The 16,987-nt window shown below is 70.1% G+C and carries 10 protein-coding genes and 6 pseudogenes; 7 read left to right on the forward strand and 9 right to left on the reverse strand.

Going from position 1 to position 16,987, the window contains the following annotated elements; translation table 11 throughout:
• Positions 1-1,297: 1,297 nt before the first annotated feature.
• Positions 1,298-1,796 (forward strand): annotated as a pseudogene (locus FHS37_RS40330) (transposase); the annotation flags it as partial.
• A gap of 6 nt (positions 1,797-1,802) precedes the next feature.
• On the opposite strand, the gene FHS37_RS40335 reads toward FHS37_RS40330, so the two are convergent.
• The 3 genes and pseudogenes from FHS37_RS40335 to FHS37_RS36640 form a co-directional block, all read right to left on the reverse strand.
• Positions 1,803-2,165, reverse strand: coding sequence for a YbaK/EbsC family protein (locus FHS37_RS40335; RefSeq protein ID WP_311136981.1), 363 nt, complete (start codon positions 2,163-2,165; stop codon positions 1,803-1,805).
• Positions 2,166-2,171: 6 nt separating this feature from the next.
• Positions 2,172-2,655, reverse strand: a pseudogene (locus FHS37_RS40940) (class I SAM-dependent methyltransferase); the annotation flags it as partial.
• A gap of 78 nt (positions 2,656-2,733) precedes the next feature.
• Entirely contained in the window at positions 2,734-3,687 is a 954-nt protein-coding gene (locus FHS37_RS36640; RefSeq protein ID WP_184829317.1) for an erythromycin esterase family protein, read from the reverse strand.
• Between the two features lie 423 nt (positions 3,688-4,110).
• Between FHS37_RS36640 and FHS37_RS36645 the strand changes: the two genes are divergently transcribed.
• The 3 genes and pseudogenes from FHS37_RS36645 to FHS37_RS36655 all read left to right on the forward strand — a co-directional run bounded on the left by FHS37_RS36645 (position 4,111) and on the right by FHS37_RS36655 (position 6,021).
• Complete coding sequence (locus tag FHS37_RS36645; RefSeq protein ID WP_229890231.1) at positions 4,111-4,425, forward strand: hypothetical protein; 315 nt, start codon at positions 4,111-4,113, stop codon at positions 4,423-4,425.
• Positions 4,425-4,919, forward strand: a pseudogene (locus FHS37_RS36650) (ATP-binding protein); the annotation flags it as partial. The gene FHS37_RS36645 and the pseudogene FHS37_RS36650, both read left to right, overlap by 1 nt.
• A gap of 175 nt (positions 4,920-5,094) precedes the next feature.
• A complete protein-coding gene (locus FHS37_RS36655) occupies positions 5,095-6,021 on the forward strand; it encodes a phosphotransferase family protein (RefSeq protein ID WP_184829319.1) in 927 nt (308 codons plus the stop codon).
• Between the two features lie 259 nt (positions 6,022-6,280).
• Here the strand turns inward: FHS37_RS36655 and FHS37_RS36660 are convergent.
• From FHS37_RS36660 to FHS37_RS36680, 5 genes and pseudogenes are all read right to left on the reverse strand, one after another.
• Positions 6,281-6,379, reverse strand: a pseudogene (locus FHS37_RS36660) (IS5/IS1182 family transposase); the annotation flags it as partial.
• A 34-nt stretch (positions 6,380-6,413) separates the two neighbouring features.
• Entirely contained in the window at positions 6,414-7,199 is a 786-nt protein-coding gene (locus tag FHS37_RS36665; RefSeq protein WP_184829361.1) for a DUF2207 domain-containing protein, read from the reverse strand.
• Between the two features lie 97 nt (positions 7,200-7,296).
• A pseudogene (locus tag FHS37_RS36670) lies at positions 7,297-7,752 on the reverse strand (transposase); the annotation flags it as partial.
• Between the two features lie 84 nt (positions 7,753-7,836).
• A pseudogene (locus tag FHS37_RS36675) lies at positions 7,837-8,071 on the reverse strand (IS6 family transposase); the annotation flags it as partial.
• Positions 8,072-8,093: 22 nt separating this feature from the next.
• Complete coding sequence (locus FHS37_RS36680; protein ID WP_184829321.1) at positions 8,094-11,120, reverse strand: NACHT domain-containing protein; 3,027 nt, start codon at positions 11,118-11,120, stop codon at positions 8,094-8,096.
• Between the two features lie 402 nt (positions 11,121-11,522).
• Between FHS37_RS36680 and FHS37_RS36685 the strand changes: the two genes are divergently transcribed.
• The gene (locus tag FHS37_RS36685) at positions 11,523-12,671 is read left to right on the forward strand and encodes a tyrosine-type recombinase/integrase (RefSeq protein ID WP_229890230.1); all 1,149 of its coding nucleotides are present in this window, start codon (positions 11,523-11,525) and stop codon (positions 12,669-12,671) included.
• Positions 12,625-13,614: a hypothetical protein gene (locus tag FHS37_RS36690; RefSeq protein ID WP_184829323.1), complete on the forward strand. Its 990-nt coding sequence runs from the start codon at positions 12,625-12,627 to the stop codon at positions 13,612-13,614. The genes FHS37_RS36685 and FHS37_RS36690 overlap by 47 nt, the downstream gene beginning before the upstream one ends.
• Positions 13,615-13,778: 164 nt before the next feature.
• Here FHS37_RS36690 and FHS37_RS36695 read toward each other — a convergent pair whose 3' ends face one another.
• The gene (locus tag FHS37_RS36695) at positions 13,779-14,582 is read right to left on the reverse strand and encodes a nuclear transport factor 2 family protein (RefSeq protein ID WP_184829325.1); all 804 of its coding nucleotides are present in this window, start codon (positions 14,580-14,582) and stop codon (positions 13,779-13,781) included.
• 130 nt (positions 14,583-14,712) lie between these two features.
• Here FHS37_RS36695 and FHS37_RS36700 point away from each other — a divergent pair, with 130 nt between their 5' ends.
• Complete coding sequence (locus FHS37_RS36700; RefSeq protein WP_184829326.1) at positions 14,713-16,908, forward strand: ATP-binding protein; 2,196 nt, start codon at positions 14,713-14,715, stop codon at positions 16,906-16,908.
• The last annotated feature ends 79 nt before the right edge of the window (positions 16,909-16,987 follow it).

Genomic DNA, 16,987 nt, shown 5'->3' on the forward strand with positions numbered 1-16,987 from the left:
CATGGGGTGTCAAGCCGGCCTCCCGCCCCGCACCGTCGGATCTTGCGCCCTCGTGCACCTGTCCTTGCCCCGTCGCGCAGCAGCGCCGCACGACCCGTAGCCGGTATGCGGGTGATGGTCCATGCGGCGTTCTTCAGCCATGATCCGACGCATTCCGGCCATACGGGTTCTACTTCCGGCCATACGAATTCCGTCAACCTTCCAGCACTTACGCATCGCCGTTCCGCAACACGGAATTAACAAAGCGTCGAGGCGGGCTCGTCGACTGCGGAGGTCCGGTACGCCCGGCGGCGGACCAGGCGCGCAGGCAGGCCGGGGCAGGGCGGGGCGACGTGCCGGGGGCCTGCCCCTGCCGCACCGTTCAAGGCGCTGTTTGGCCGAACAGTGGGGTACGGCGATGGGGGGCCGACGTGAATACCGTCGGCGGGGCACGGGGAAAACGCCTCGCGTCTGACATGTTCTCGACGCGTTGCCGGCCTGGATCGCCTATCGTAACGGCCGGAGTTCATGACGCATCAGCCGATTGCCGGAGAACAGGACAAGCCGTTGAAGAAAACGGCGACTCACATTCGTGACGCGGAGACAGCTCGGTCCGTCCTTCTCCTTACGGCAGCCGATGCGGTACGCCCACGAGTACGGTGACCCGCGCCACGGCCGGCCGACGCTTATCCCTCTCTTACGCATTCCCGTGCGAACACCGGGCCTATGCGGAGGGCCAAGCCTGCGCCGGGCCCCACAGTATCGGAGCGGGTACAGCCCGCACCAGACGCCTTTTCTGTGGTTCACAAAGCGGAAACACACATCTCCGCCGGCCCCCGGAGCGCGTCACCAGACGCCGCGAACCCGCCCGCGCATATGCCGCCGTGAATACCTGACACCCCCGCCACCTGCCATCGCGGCCGGCAATTCGCGACCGCGACATCTGACCCTGGAGTCACTGGTGCCCCACACTTCGCATCCAGGGGTGCGCGCACCGCGGGCCGGTCGTGCCTGTTCGGCCCCGTCCGCGCTCCGTTTCCTGCCCGCTTCGGGCCCACGCGCGGATCCTGTGGCTCACCTCACACGCCGGGCCGGGCAGGTCGTCCCGGGCTGAACGGGGTCCACACGCGGGGGGGGGGGGCCGCCCGGCCGTCAGCCGAGACTGACCGGGCGGGCCGCCCCCCCGGGGGTCTGTCAAACGAGCGGCTCTGTCCCGTATTCGGTGGTGACGGAGGGTGATGGCCATCGTTGATGTGGTGTGTGAGACGTCAACGAGCTTGCGAGCGTGGTGCTTTCGGGGCTCTCGGCGCTGGTCGTCGAGGAGGTGGCGGACCGGCAGGCCCTGTGCGGGACCCTGCTCGTGCTGCATACGGGCATCCAGTGGGAGTACCTGCCCGAGGAACTGGGCTTTGGAACCGACGGCCAGGGCATCCCGCTCGCGGTGTCGCTGACCGGCGGCGACCGCGGGCGACGTCACCCAGTTCCTGCCCCTGCTGGACAAGGTTCCTGCGGTATCCGGCGTCGTCGGGCGACCACGCAGACGACCGGACATGCTCTTCGCGGACCGAGGCCACGACCATGACAAGTACCGACGACCGCCGTGGGAACGCGGCATCCGGTCCGTGATCGCCGAACGCGGCCAGCCGCACGGCTCCGGCCTGGGCACCTTCCGCCGGATCGTCGAGCGAACGATCTCCTGGCTCCACGGCTTCCGCCGCCTGCGTATCCGCCGGGAACGGCGCGGCGACATTCACGAGGCCTTCCTCGGCCTCGCCACCTGCCTCATCACCCACCACCACGTCCAACGGCTTTGTTAGGACCTCTCAGTCGGCCGACACCTGCACGACGCGCGGTTCGGCGATGTCCAGGTAGCCGTCGCTGGAGAGGGCGATCGAACGGTCGAGCCGGGCCGCGTCGAAGCGGAACTCGGGGTGGACCAGCAGGCCCGGGTCGACGAACAGGTCCAGGCGCTCGTCGAAGGAGAAGGGCAGGATGGTGCCGCTCGGTGAGCCCGCCAGTTCCTCGGCGACCTCGCCGGAGGCGAAGGAGGCGTACGTGCCGCCGTACAGTGCCTTCACCGCCGCGAGGCCGACGCGCTTGTCCCCATACGCGTCGTCCCTGTCGACGGTGGTCACCAGCGTCCCGCCGGGGTGCGGCACCCGGGTTGCCTCTGCCAGTACGGGCACCGGGTCCGGCAGCAGGTGCAGCAGCCAGACGGTCACGACGGCGTCCACGCTGGCCGACGGAACGGGCAGCCGCGCCGCCGCACACCGCTGAGCCCGGTACCCGCTCCTCCGCGAGCCGCAGCATGCCGGGTGAGTGGTCCACGCCCAGCACGGTCCGCTGCGGTCCGGGCAGCCTCCTGGTCACGATGCCGGTGCCGCAGGCCACGTCGAGGACGGTGCACCGGCCTGGGGGCAGAAGCCGTTCCAGCGCTTCCGCAGCCGTCCCCGCTCTCGGTTCGCCCCCGCGGGAAGCGTCGTAGTCCCGCGCTTCACCGTCGTGGTCGATCAACGTGTCCGTCCCGATCGAGTGGTTGCGCCGTGCAGTGCCGCCCACAGTCCCGGTCACACCGGTGCGGGCGGCACCACCGATGGAACAGGCCGTGCAACAGTCCGGGCGGGGCCTGCGTTCCGGCCTGCGGCCACCACCCGCTCCTCGTCCGCCTTGCCGCACCCGACGGCCAACGGTGGCCGTGCCCGTACCCGCGCCGCCCCTGACGTGCTGAAGCGTGAGGCCCCGTTTTCCCGGGAGTCAGCCCTTTGCCCGGGAGAGGAAACCCACCGGGGTGACCACCTGGACATGGAGGATGACGTCGAACCAGTCCGCGAGCGATCCACCGGAAAGGTGGTGAGCGGCGTCGTCGTCGGGGTCGTAGTGAGGACCGATCAGGCGTGTCCTGGTCGGCGCGTCGAGCCAGGTCCGCACGGGAACAGGGGCATCGGCGCGCAGGTTCAGGAGGTAGGCGTCCAATCCGGTGCGTCCCAGGACCGCGTCGGCGAACTCGGCCGGTGGGGCCGGGACGCGGTGGGGAGCCATGCCGTGGTGGAACGTCAGGCCGATGGACACATAACCGGCTCCGAAGTGCTCGCGGAGGTAACTGCCCGCGTTGCGGTGCGTCAACGGCGGGGAGGAGGGGGAGACGGTCCGCGGGTTGCCGTTCGCGGTGTGCGCGATGCCGCCCCAGTAAACGATCTTTTCGGCGGTGCGCTCATGCCACCGGATGGTGTCCTCGGCCAGACTCAGCTCGATGCCGGCCAGGTCGTCGGGCTCGAAGGCCCGTCCCCCGTGGGAGTGGCCCGTCCCGGCGAACCGGACCGGATCATCCGGGTGCCGACGATTGTAGGAGCGCATCCAGCGGATGACGGCGAGGATCTCCTCGGTCTGCCAGAAGGACCGGGCCCCGGCCAGCAGTGCTCGCGGATCGCCCGTCCCGGCCCTGACGTACGCGTCGAGTCCGACTCTCGACGCGTCGTCTCCTTCCAGCGCAAGTGAACGGAATCCCCATTCCTCGACCAGCACTCGGAGGACCCTGTGCGAGAGGGCGGACAGTTCGTGGGCCTGGCGGGTCGAGGCGCCGACGGCCACGACCTCGGCATCGCGCACGATGTCGGCCAGCGGCGAGAGATCGGTCAACGGGGCTTCGGGATCGAGCGCGGTGAGGGGGTGGGCGTGGCGCCCGATCCACCGGGCCACCGTCTCGGTCATGGTCGCACCTCCTTGATCGGAGCGGTCGGTTCTGGAACGCGTCCCTGCTCGCGGCCGACGCCGCACAGGCAGCCTCGAACCTGAACCAGGGTTGAGGTCAAGTCGGCTCGGGCGACAGCACCGGCCATGAGGAGTGAGTCTCTCCCCCCCGAAGGGGCCGGGATCGCGTGTGGCGGGGCAGGCCGACAGCTCACGCCTGCCGCGTCGCGCGAGGGAGTCCACTCCGCGGTCGCTCCCCGGGCCACGGCGTCCCACGCCGGTGCCCGTGTACCGGACCGCTGCTCGCCGGGAGGGGAGACGTCCCCGCCCGGCTCCGGCAGAACCCCGCGGGAGTACGCCCGTGAACAAAAAGCGCCGCCGATTGCTGCTGGCGGCCATCGATCCCCTGCTCGAGCCCGGGAACAGGTCCAGGTGACGGCCGTCGTGAACCTGAGTTCGGTCTCGGTGCGCCACACCGCCGCGTTCGCGGCCGCTTCGACGATCATGAGCGGTGGCGAAACGGCCATGGGCCCGGCACCGACCCCCATGTATCTGGCGACGACCGGCCGCCGCCTCTTCATCTTCCGCGCGCACCCGACCTTCGTCCGGCCGGAGGAGCACCTGATGACGACTCCGCGCGCCGGTCCGGAGATCAAGGAGCGCCTGCTCAACTCCTCCTTCACTGTTTCCCTGCCGGACGACGAGTGGGGCCTGAAGATCGTTCCCCCGCTGATCGGCCGCAGGATCGCAAGACGGTAGCGGCCGTCGTGCACACCCTCGCGACCTGCGAGTGGGTGAAGAAGGGGCAGCCGCCCTGCCTGATCGGCCACTCCGGCGTCGGCAAGTCCCACCTGCTGATTGCGCTGGGCACCGAGGCCGCGACGGCCGGGTTCCGGGTGAAGTGCACGCTGGCGACGAAGCTCGTCAACGAGCTGGTCGAGGCCGCGGACGAGAAGCAGCTGACCAAGACCATCGCCCGCTACGGCCGTGTCGATCCTTTGCGCATCGACGAACTCGGCTCCATGGAGCTCGACAAGCACGGCGCCGAACTGCCGTTCCAGGTCCTGGCGGAGCGTGAGGGGAAGAACAGCGCCACTGTCACCTCCAGCGAAGCCTTCGGTGGATGGACCGAGACCTTCACCGACCCCCGCCTCTGCACGGCCGTCGTCGACCGGCTCACCTTCAACGGCACGATCGTCGAAATCGGCACCGACTCCTACCGCCTCGCCCAGCGCAGGGCCGAGGCCGAGCAGCCGCCACACCTTGAGTACGTTCCCAGTCCGGAGAAGTGGAGACGTGTCGAGCCTGCGGAAGCGCCGCGGAACGGGCTCTTCGGCGGGCTCAGATAATGGTTCGTCCACCGATTCGGAATCTTGTTAGCGTGCTGCTGTGGCACACGGCAGCTTCCGCACCCCTGATCCTGAGCGCGTGGCCAAGGCGATCCTGCGCGAACACGGAGCAGACCTCGGCAGCGCTGAGCGCGGCCGGGGCTGGACCAATGCCACGTGGTTGACCGATGAGCTTGTCGTGCGTGTTGCCACCCGGCCGGGAACGACGGACTTGCTCCGTGAGGAACAGCTGGTGAGGCTTCTTCCCGCGGAAGTGGGCTGTCCGTCCATCATCGACTCGGGCGTCCGGGAAGGTCATGAGTGGGTTCTGACCCGGCGGGTGACCGGGCAGAACCTGGAAGAGGTCTGGCCCTCGCTGGACCCCACGGCCCGGTCACGCGCCATCGAGCAGATGTGGGAACGAGCCCGTCACATCCACCGTGTCGACGTGGCCGCTGCCGCACCGCACGCCCGCCCTCGATCGCCGTTCTTCCCCCAGAACCCGGCGGAAGCGGCGGCCGGCCTCGAACGGCTCGTCACGGCAGGAGAACTCACCACGACCCAGGCCAGGGGACTTGGCTGGACGCTCGACCGCTTCTGGGCCGCCCTGCCCAAGGCAGCCCCGGCACTGAACCACGGCGACTTCTGCACGCCGAACACTCTTTGGCACGAGGGCCAAGTCGTCGCGCTGCTCGACTTCGAGTTCGCCGTCGTCGCGCCCATCGCGATCGACCTCAACGAGATCATCAAGATGGCCTTCGGCCCCGGCGACCCCGACGAACGCGCACCGCTGCAGGCCGTGGTCCGTCGCATTGCCGCATCAGCGCTGGACACGGCGGGCGGCCCCGACGTGCTCGTCGGCTACTCCATCATGCTCGAGATGTGGGTGCTGGAGAACGAGCTGGCTGCAGACGAACCCGACGAGACCGACCGCGCCAATGCCACTGCCATGCTCACGGCCTTCGCCGAGGGGAACGGCGGGTACTTCGCACCACTCCTCACCGGTATCGGGCAACGAGGTCGCTGATCGGCGGGTGCCGAAGCCGCAGCGAATCCGCGGCGGACACCCGGTTCGCGCAGCCCGACCGATCCACGATGTTGCTGAAACTCGCCGACGTTTCTGTACTCGAGCACGCTCAAGCGTTCCCAGAACTCACCGTCAGGCGTTGCTCTCTCACCGACACAATCAGTGGGAAAGCGCTCACCGCCATCCCGGCAGGGATCGGCATCTGGCGGAGCCGCAGCGAAGAAGGAGAAGGGCGGGCCGGTCAAGCGGCAGAAGCGAGCGTTCCGCAGCCCTGCGGCCGCGCTCTCGACGGCGGAATCAGCGGCTTCGCGATCTCCCACGGCCCGCCCGGGAGGATCCGGCTCCGCGTACCCCCCATGCCGAGCTCGACAACGCCTCATCACGCGGGACAGTCAGGGGCCGACGTGGTGCAGCAGAGAGTGCAGGAGCCCTTTCATTCCTTCCTGGGAGACGAACCGAAGGGTCGGGTCCTGGCCGTTCGGTTCCTGCGTCCACCACGAGGGCAACTCTGCGTGGAGGAAGGTGTCGGCGTACCACCGTCCGAAATCCTCGCCATCGAGCAGGAGTACGGCCCAGGGCAGCAGACGGTAGACGGAGGCGGGCGCGGTCCGCGGATGCGCGGGCCGGCTCGAACGCCGGAGGCCGTCCCGCAGCGCAAGGAGACGTCGTTGTTCGGCGGCACCGGCCCTGCTGAGCCGGGACTTCCCGAGCGACCATGTGCCCAGCAGGGCCGCTCCCATGCACAGCAGGAGGGCCGTCACCGTTTCCTTCCGCCACATGAGAAGGGCAGCGACCAGCACGGCGATCACCGTGCCGAGAAACTCGACATACGGCCGGGCCAAGTAGCCGCGCTCAAGAGCGGCCTCGGTGACGCCCTTCTGGATCCGCGCCAGACTGATCCTGGTGCCGCGGAGCGCGCCCGGCGGAGCCGGTTCCCGTCGCAACCGCAGCTCGCCCTCCGTGCCGAGGATCATGTCGAGCAGGGCAGCCCGGTCGGGGGGCAGCTCGGCCCTGGTCCGCGTGCCGGGGGACAGCACATAGCCGTCCTCATACGCTGTCGCCCGCACGTAGCCGTCCTCGGCGAGAGCCAGGGTTTCGCTCATCACTGCTTGCATCGGGTTCGTGCCCTTGACCAGCCAGCTGCCGACCAGACAGCTCGACTCGGGCCTCTCGGTCACTGCGCCTGCGTCCTTCACGCGCCCCCCTACAGCCGTACCGACGCCCGGACGGTACCGGATTCCTGCGGGAGGAGGCACCTTCCGGGGAACCAGACGGCGGCCCTTTCTTGGTACGGGGAACGACGCCGTAGCCGTCCTGGCGGGGCAGGTGGACAAGCACCGTGTACCGGGTCGCGCGCTCGACCAGCGTGCCGGTCGCCGATCGCTCAAGTCCGATCAGGAGGTCGTCCTCCCAGTGGCCCGGTACGGCGCGGTCGTCGGCTTCCGCCGGCCGTTCGCCGGTCAGCACCTCGGGCGTGACGTGGGCCCACGCCTTTCGCTTGGACCGGGCACGAGGCACCCGCAGGGCCCTGCCGGTGCGCAGGCGGGCAACGAGCTCACGCTTGAGCGCTCCGCGGCCCTCGATGAGCAGGGCCTGGTGGGTCGCCTCATGGCTGATCCGCATGGACCCATCATCGGGGAGGTCGGCCTTCAGCCGGTTCGCGATCTGCTCCGGACCCCACGCCATGACCCGTTGCCGGTCGCCGCGGTGCGGCCTGTTCCTCCCCTTCCACCGCGAGGGCGTTGTCACGTTGTTGAACTGGCGGGTTCCTGACGGTGTGTCAGGGCTTGGTGGGCGTGCGGTCGGGGTCTGTGTTCAGGCCGTGGCGGGCCGGTCGGCGGTGCCGGTGATCTGGTCCCAGACGGCGAACCGGATGGTGATCTCGGATCGGTAGCCACAGGTAGTCATCAGGTGGCGGTGGGGCCGGAAGCAGGGTGCGATGCCGCTGAACGCGGACAGGAACCGCTGTGCGGCGCCGACCGGCCGGAAAGCCCTTCATTGTGCGTTCCCGCTGCCGTGTGGGCTGGTGGCTGTTCTCCGCCCGGTTGTCCGGGTTCGACCACTGGGCGGGCTCAGGCCCGCCGCCGGCGCAACAGGCCCAGCCGGGCTCGGCCGTGAGGCCCCGTGCGCCCTTCGTGCCGCACCGTGACCCGGTCGGCGGGCAGGCAGTCCAGACCGTGGACCTTGCCCGCGCCCACCAGCGTCACCTCGATCCGCCCCCGCCGTGCCGCGGCCAGCGGGGACAGGTCAACGGCGGACTGGTAGCTCTGGCAGGTCAGGCGCAGCTTCAGCAAGGACAGGTGGGGGAACGCGGCAGCGAGGTCCGGGAGCGATTCGCCCGTCAGCACCCCGTCCACCTCGAGCGCCCCGATCCGCGGCAGGGGTACGGCGGGCAGCGGTACACCGTACCCGGAGGACAAGGTCAGCGACCTCAGGTTCGGAGCGCGTTCGAGGAACGTGAGGTCGGCGGGCTGGGGCAGCCGGTGCAGGACGAGCTCTTCGGCCCGGCACTCGGCCAGGGCCTCCGGGTTGGTGACGACGTCGCACGACTCGACGACGAGGCGGCGCAACGATCCCAGCGGGGCGAGGGAGGGCAGGCTGATGGGCACCGCGCTGGACGCCTCGACCACCAGGGAGCTGACCTCCAGGCCGGCCAGCGCCGCGACCAGGCCGGACGTCAGCAGCTGGCCCCGCAGGGACAGGTGCGGGGCGCGGTGGAGGAGGCGGACGCCGGCCGCCTGCTCCTGGCTGGAGAGGTAGAGCACGATGTCGTCCGCCGGGAGTCCGGACAGGACCTCCTCGACGAAGGACCGGGCGTCGAAGTACGGCCATGACAGGGCCACTTCCTGCCGTACGTCGCGGTCGGGCACCCGCTGGAAGGCGGCCAGGTGGTGCAGGGCCGCCTCGCCGCCGATCCGCGCGATCGTCATCACCGTCGCCCGCGCCTGCTCGGCGTTCAGGTCCGCGGGGCTGGGCAGCAGGTCGAGGACGATGTCACCGGCCGTCGCGAGCTGTTCGGCGTCCGCGGGGGTGTCGGGGGGAATCAGGGCCGACGCGCGCAAGGACACCGCAGCGCGTACGGCCGGGTCGAGGGTGGTGGCGTGCTCGAGGGCGGCGGCTGCCAGAAGGTGGTAGCGGCGGCGCAGCTGCGGGTCGACGGCCTGGTCGCCCAGCTCCATCAACCGGCGTAATAGGTAGGCGCGTTCGCCGTCCCGGGCGTGTCCGATCGCCAGCCGGATGACGTCGTCCCACTGGTCGTCGCGGCCTGACTCGGCCAGCAGGCCGAGGTCCTCGGTTTCCACTGCGGCCTTGGCGCCGAGGTAGTCCTGGAAGGTGCGGTGGATGAAGTCCACCATGCCGGCGGACGGCTCGCGCAGCAGTCCGCTGCGCAGCAGCAGGTAGCGGAAGACGTCCTCGGCACGGCCGGGTGAGGCGAGCGCCGGCATGGCCGGGAGCTTCTCCCGGATGATCCGTACGGCGGTGGTCTGGGCGGCCTCCGACCGGCCGTTGCGGATCAGCCAGTACGCGATCCGCTGGAGCAGCTGGATCTGTGCTTCCTCGGTGGGCAGCAGGCCCTTCGGTACCGGGATCTCGCGCTCCTTGTCACGGCGGACGAGGAGCATGCTCAGCGCCGCGGCGTACAGCTCCATGCGCCGCTCCGGCAGATGGGTCAGCCGGTCCCGGTGCAGGGCGCAGATGAGCGCGCACATCAGGGGGTTGGTGGCCAGCCGGTACAGGTCGTGCTTCTGCCGGAGGGTGGTGCGCAGGGCGTCCCGGCACCGCTCGACGGCCACCCGCTCCTCGGGGTCGTCCATGGCGGTCAGGACGGCGTCGTGCCAGCGGTGCACGAAGCGGTCGACGTCGTGACGGTTCATCGGCAGGAGGTTGAACTCCGCGAAGTCCACCTCGGCCAGCCAGTGGGTCTCCACGGCCGACGGCCGGGTGGTGACCAGGAAGAAGGCCTCCGGATAGAGGTGGACGAGGTCCAGCAGCCAGCGTCTGACGACGGGGCGTTCGCTCTCGGACACCTCGTCCACACCGTCGATCAGCAGCATGCCCCGGCCGCTGGTGAGCACGCGGTCGGCCCAGTGGTCGGGCTGCAGTCCGTGCAGCATGTTGCCGACCGCGCCGAGGAACCGCTCGGGGCCGGGCAGTCCCGGTTCCTTGGCCATGGCCCGCAGGGGCAGCATGAACGGCACACGGCCGCGCAGGCCGGCCAGTTCGTCGCCGAAGGAGTTCTGCGCGGCGCAGACGGCCAGCCACTGCATCAGCGTCGTCTTGCCCGAGCCCGCCAGGCCACGCAGCACGGCCCGGTTGCAGCCGGACAGCGCCTCCTCCGCGCGCCGGCGGTTGGCGGACGGAGAGCCTCCGTCGCGGTGCGAGGCCAGTTCGAGGTTCAGGTAGGCGGCGTCCAGGGGCCAGCGGGCCTGGCCGGGGCCGCTCAGGTCGAGGCCGAAGATGTTGAGCTTGCCGTACTTGCGCTCGATGTGGGCGAGGTAGCGCGTCTCGAACGCCTCGTCCGCGCTGCCCGGACGCGGGATGCGGTCCACCAGGGCGTCCAGCAGGCGCAGGGTCTCGTCGAGCAGCCGGGTCTGCGCGACCTGGGCGTGGGCGACGAAGGTGGAGCGCTGGGTGAAGAAGTGCAGGATGTGCAGACAGCTGAGTTCCAGGAGACTGTCGTACAGGGTGGTCGCGTCACCCGACAGGTCGCGGGTGGCGTCCGGACGGGCGGCGGCGAGGCGGCGCGCAAGCTCCCGGTGCCCGAGGCGCACGGCCTGTACGTCGTCCATCTCGAGGTCGCCGAGGGCGGCGAGCGTCTCCGCGAGGGCGTCGGCGAGCGCTTCGCGCTCATCGGAGCCGACCGGTGGTTCGTACGGGTTCGCCTCGGTGGCCGCCTTCACCAGTTCCCTGGCGATCTTCCACATGTCGAGTTTGCCGAGGCTCTGCTTCTCACCGCCCCACCGCACCCATCCCGACAGTCGGACGGGCTTGTCGACGAGTCCCGCGCCCTGGCCCTCCCGGGCGAAGAGCCTGGCGATGATCGGGCGCGCCACCGAGGAGGCGACGCGCGCGGTCGTACTGATACTGGCCGGATCCATGGCTCCCCCTGAACCGTCACTTCGTGAACAGGCTCCCCGGTAAGCGGGGACAGGACACAGGGATTCGGGGGGAGAAGTGGGATCCGGGAAGTCCGGAGGGTGGTCTTGGACGGCGAGCTGGTCATGCCCGCCCACGAGCGGCTGGACCCTGCATGGGGCGCAGCCGGCGTCGAGGGCACGATGGTCAAGGCCCTTGAGCAGCTCTGCTTGCCGGGCAAACGGGCCTGGGTCAAGGTCCGAAACAGAACGCATTGCATTGGCTGCAACAGTTCGTAGAGCTCTGCCTCGAACGTTCCCGCTGATCAGAGACCCTGCCTCAGGGACGTCTTGAGCCTCCTTCGGTGGTTGGCCAGCCCTACTCGCCCTGGCCGCAACGATGATGCGTTTGACACAACGGTGGACATGGTCGCTGAGACACCCGGTTCGGTGCGTCTTGCCCCGGCCCCGAACGTCGTCCTTCTGAACCCGGAGCCAGCGGTTCCCTCTGCGATGAAGGAGGGATGGGCTCGGCAGCAGTCCGCGCGGTTTCTCCAGGCTTCGACGATCCAGCCCCGGCTGCGTCTGATCCAACGGTTCGAAGGTTTCACGGGGTTGTACCCGTGGCAGCGGACTCCCGCCGATGGCGAGGCGTTCATCGTCCACCTTCGCAGCGGGGCCAAGCCGGTCCAGTTGTCCACGGCTCGGTCCTACGAGGTGGTGATCGAGCTGTTCGTGGAGTACTTGCTGGACCGCCGGTACGGGTGGGTTGAGACGTGCCGGGAACGGTTCGACCTGTCACCGCAGGTGATCTTTCACGAGGGCAACTCTGTCCTGCACTCGGTGGAGCAGGAGGGTGATCCCCGGCGCCGGCCCCTGACTTACGACGAGGTCCAAGCGCTGTTCGACGCCGCCGATGCCCGGCCCCGACGCATTCACGGGCAGGGCCGGAAGGGCACGCTCACCGCACTACGCGATGCTGCCGCGCTCAAGACGATCTACGCCTACGGCACGCGGCGGACCGAGTCCTCGAAGGTCGACCTGGTGGATCCGCGACGGCACGGGAAGGCGCCGCAGTTCGGGCAGGCTGGCAGCATGACTGTCCGGTACGGCAAGTCCTCCAAGGGGACACCGCCGAAGCGACGGACCGTGCTTCTGGTCCCTGAGATGGACTGGGTGGTCGATATCCTCGACGAGTGGGTGCACGAGATTCGCCCGCGGCTCTCGCCGGACCGGCACCCGGCCTTGTGGGTGACCGAGCGGGTCGGACGGATGTCTCCCCGCTCGATCAACGAGGCGTTCGTGACGGCACGCCAGGACGCCGGCCTCGACGAGGACCTCGACCTGCGCTGTCTGCGCGCTCCACCCCCTCGCCGCCGTACTGACCGGCGCGGACAACCCCTACCGCGTCCTGCAGTGGCTGCGCCGAAGCCCTGCCGCCCGCCTCCTGGGACGCCTGGCCCTCGATCCCGAAGCACTGGACCACAAATCCCTCGACGTGCTGCCGCGACGGACTGCCACCGCCTACGTGCGTGGGCTGCTCGTCACCGCCGGCATCCTGCCGCCACGCGATGAGAATCTCGCCCTCCTCACCAACCGGGTCGCGCGGACCGTGGCCGAACTGCCACCACGGCACGCCGATCTCGTCCGTCCGTTCGCCGCATGGCACATCATCCGCGACGCCCACCGACGCTCGTCGCGCGGCCGTTACACCTATGCCGCACACAAGGGTGACTGCGGCAACGTCCTCGCCGCCATCAGCTTCCTGAACTGGCTCGACACCCAGCACCTGAGTCTCCCCCAGCTCCAACAGCGGCATCTGGACACCTGGGCGATCGACCGGCCAACCCTGCGCTCCCGTTTCATCCCCTTCCTCCGCTGGAGCACTGCACGACGCCTCTGCCCGCCCGATCTGGTCATCGAGCACTCAGCCGCCCAACTCCCAGGGCACTTCCAAGCCGAGGAAAAGCACCGAACACAGCTGCTGCGCTGCTTCCACGACACGGCATTGCCCGTGGAGGTCCGCGTCGTGGCTGCTCTCGTCCGCCTCTACGCCCTCCCCCTGACCCGCATCGTCGAGCTCACCGACGACCACCTTCGCCACGACCAGGGGCATACCTACCTGACGGTCAACCGCCACCCCCTCGTGCTGCCGCCGAAGCTCGCCCGCCTCATCGACGAACAGCTCCAGCACAGCCCCCGGCACAGCGACACGGCCGGGTGCAGGTACCTTCTGCCCGGTCACAGTCCTGGGCGTCCGCGCACCCCTCTCGGCCTCGCCGACACCCTGAGGCAGCACGGTCTGCCCGTCCGGGCAGCACGGAACACCGCCATGATGGACGCGCTGGCAGACCTGCCGCCCGTGGTCATCGCAGACCTGTTCGGCATCCACCCCAGGACAGCCGAACGCTGGGCCACCCTCGCTGGCGGGAACTGGTCCGATTATGTGGCGGCGCGACAGGCCGCCCCGCAGGCTGGGTCATCCGCCCGGCGGATTGCCGTGTCCCAGCCAATCTGAGGCACAGGACGTGGACGTCCGGTCTCGGCCAGGGGCGCAGGTGGGGCCCAAGGGCCTTTCTGGTCGCCGGTGCAGATCCTGCAATCCACACCGAGCCGGGGGCCCTCACCCATTTCAAGATCACAGGTCAGTGATCGCTGTCACCGAGCTTGTGGAGAGAACAGCTAGGCCAGCGCCGCGGCCAGGTGGGTCAGCGATGCGTCGAGTTCGTCGGCGGCGACGACCGGCAGTCGCACCAGGTGTGCCGGGTGTGTGACCGCCGCCCAGTCGTAGGTCTGGGTCACCTCGGTGCGGCCGTCGTCGGTCGGGGTGAGCTTCCAGGTGAAGCGGTGCCCGAACGGGCGCTGTCCGGGCTGTCCGGGGGCCCAGCCGATGACCTGGTTCTCGGTGAAGGCGACGACGCGGTTCTCGATCCGGTAGTCGCCGTGCTCCTCGCTGTGCATGGCCATGATGAAGGTGTCGCCGACGGCGGCGAGCGGCTGGGAGGTCTCGGCGTGCCGCAGTCGGCCGGTGGCGTCGAGTTCGGGGTGGCGGCGGGGGTCGCGGAGGACGGCGAAGATCCGTTCGGCCGGTGCGTTCAGTACCTGGGAGACGGTGGTGTGGGTCGGGCCCTCCATGGTGACCGGGTCGGGGTAGAACCGGGCCCAGGCGATCCGTCCGTCGCGGGTGGTGAGGATGACCGGGCCGCGCAGCAGGACCGTCGCCCCGGTCGGGGCGGTGCCTCGATACTCCCACTCCGACCACAATTCGTCGCCGTTCCGGGCGTGGCGCAGGATCTCGACGTGGAGGTCGGGCAGCCCGGCCAGGATCTTCGTCCAGTTCGCGGCGACCTCGCCGGAACCGATGAACCCTTCGGCCGGTCGCAGCGGTCGTTCGGCGACGTAGTCCTCGGTGAAACAGCCGGCGATCCGTTCCGGGACGTGGGAGTTGATCGCGTCGCGCAGTGATCGAAGGGCCTGGGGGAGCATGGCGTGAATCTCCTAACGGTGGTTCGTCCTGTCATGTCGATCATGAACATCGGAGGTGCTGCCCGACAACCGGACACTGCCGGGACACCGCCCGGACAGCCGTCCGGACCCGGCGGGCATAATCGACATCGTGAACGATTCTGCGGGACCGGCACGGAAGACGATCAGCTTCGCGGCGCTCTTGCGGGACTTACGGGAGGCCAGGTCGCTGACCCAGCAGGAGCTGGCCGCCGCCGCCGGGGTGTCCGTCGACGCGGTCAGCGCGCTGGAACGCGGGCGACGGACCCAGCCCCAGCCGCACACCGTGCGGGCACTGGCCACGGCGCTGCAGCTCCGCGACGCCGACCGCATGGCGCTGCTGTCCACCCTGGGCCGGGCCGGGGACGCGGCGCTCGAAATGCCGTCCCGCAAGCTGACGCCCCGCACGCCGTCGCCGCCGAGCGTCGAGGTGGTCGGGCGTGACGACGAGGTCGCGGAGATCGTCGCCGCCCTGGGCACCACGCCGGGCCGGCTGGTGACGCTCACCGGTCCGGGCGGGGTGGGCAAGACCACCGTCGCCCTCGTAGCCGCTGATGTGATGGCCGCCGAGCGCCCGGGCGCCGTGTACTTCGCCGACCTCACCGACGTCACCGAACCCGACGACGCCCTCGCGGCCGTGGCCCACGCGGCGGCCTGCGCCGCCGACACCGTGACCGGACTCGCGGAGCATCTCGCCGGGACGTCGGCCCTGCTCGTACTCGACAACCTGGAGCGCGTCACGGCCTGCGGGCCCCACCTGGCCGAGCTGCTCACCGCCTCCCCCGACACGGTGATCCTGGCCACCAGCCGCGTCCCGCTGCGCGTACGCCGGGAACGTGAGGTGCGTATCGCCCCGCTCGGTCCGAGCGCGGCGGAGCGGCTCTTCGGCGAGCGGCTGGCCGCCGCCGGGGCACCGCCCATGGGGAGGGCAGACGACAGTGCCGTCGCGCAGCTGTGCCGACAGGCCGACGGGCTGCCCCTGGCCATCGAACTTCTGGCCGCCACAGCGGCCCGGCTGGGGCCGCGGGCACTGCTCGAACGAATCGACGCACTCAGGGAACTGCCCGTGGCCGGCCCACAGGACCTGCCGGCGCGGCAACGCACCATGGCGGCCACCATCGAGTGGAGCCGCCAGATGCTCGGCCCCGCGGCCCAGCGCCTGCTCCCCCGGCTCTCCATGGTGCCGGGCAGCTTCTCCCTCGACACCGTCGACGCGATCGCCGCGCCGGACACGGCGGATGCGGTGGGGGCACTCGCCGAGCTGATCGAACACTCCCTGGTGGCTCGCGCCGACGACACGGGGCCGGTCACGCGGTACCGGCTGCTGGAACCGGTCCGCCGGCACGCCGTCGAGACCCTCGAACCGGCCGACCGGGAACACGTCCGTCGGGGCGTGGCCCGATGGGCCCTGCGGGCGGGACGCGAACACGGTGCGCGGATCCGGGGCCGCGGCGACATGACGGCGGTCGAGCAGGTCGAGACCGACCGCCATGTGCTGCGGCTCGGCTTCGACCACCTCGTCGACACCGGCCAGTACGACGACGCCGCCGAGCTGCTGTGGTCGGTGTGGCTGCCGCTGTGGATGACCGGGCACACCCACGAAGCCCTCGCCTGGACCAACCGCCTGCACGAGAACAACCTGAGCGAGCATGGGCGGGCCCGCTGGCTGGTGGCGCGCGCCGGGTCCAATCGCGTCGCCGCGGATCTGTTCACCACCGCGGAGCGGGCAATGTGCCTTGCCGAGCGGATCGACGACGCCTCGCTGGCCGCGGAAGCAGCGATCTTCGCGTCGGCGGCGGCGCTGCGCCTGGAGGACTTCGACGGTTCACGGACTCTGCTGGCCAGGGCAGAGGTCCTGATGAAGAAGCGCCTTGATGTGGAGCGCGACGTGTGGGCGGCCGTGCACGTGCCGATCGGCTACGGCGACGGTGCGCTGTTGCGCGGCGACCGGGCCGCGGCGGCGCGGCACTGGCGGGCCGCCGCGGACACGGCGCAAAAGCTGGGCAGTGAGTTCTCGGTCCCAGCGGTCCTCGCGGAGTGCGCGCAGGCCGCCCGCAGCGAAGGACGCCTGGATGACGCCGCCGTGATGCTCGCCGCCGCCGCCGAACTCTCCCCCCAGCAGGACGAGCGGCTGCGGACACACTTGGCGGGCGTGGCCGCAGCCGTGGCCGCCGACCTCGGTGACGTGGCATCAGCGCAATGGTGGGAGGGAGTGGCAGGCTCGGAACCAGCCCCGGACTCCGCCCAACTCGACGAACGGTTCCGGGAACTTGTCCGGCGTGCCGAGACCGTTTCCGGGCGGGACTGAGCCCGGCCGTCCGCCCGTACCGGCGCTGTCCGGTCGATGTCCGGTGGTCTCCCCCCAAGCGAGGGGGCCAGGATCGGGT

Origin of the sequence: Streptomyces griseomycini, assembly GCF_014203535.1 — a bacterium.
In the GTDB taxonomy this organism is placed as follows: domain Bacteria; phylum Actinomycetota; class Actinomycetes; order Streptomycetales; family Streptomycetaceae; genus Streptomyces; species Streptomyces griseomycini.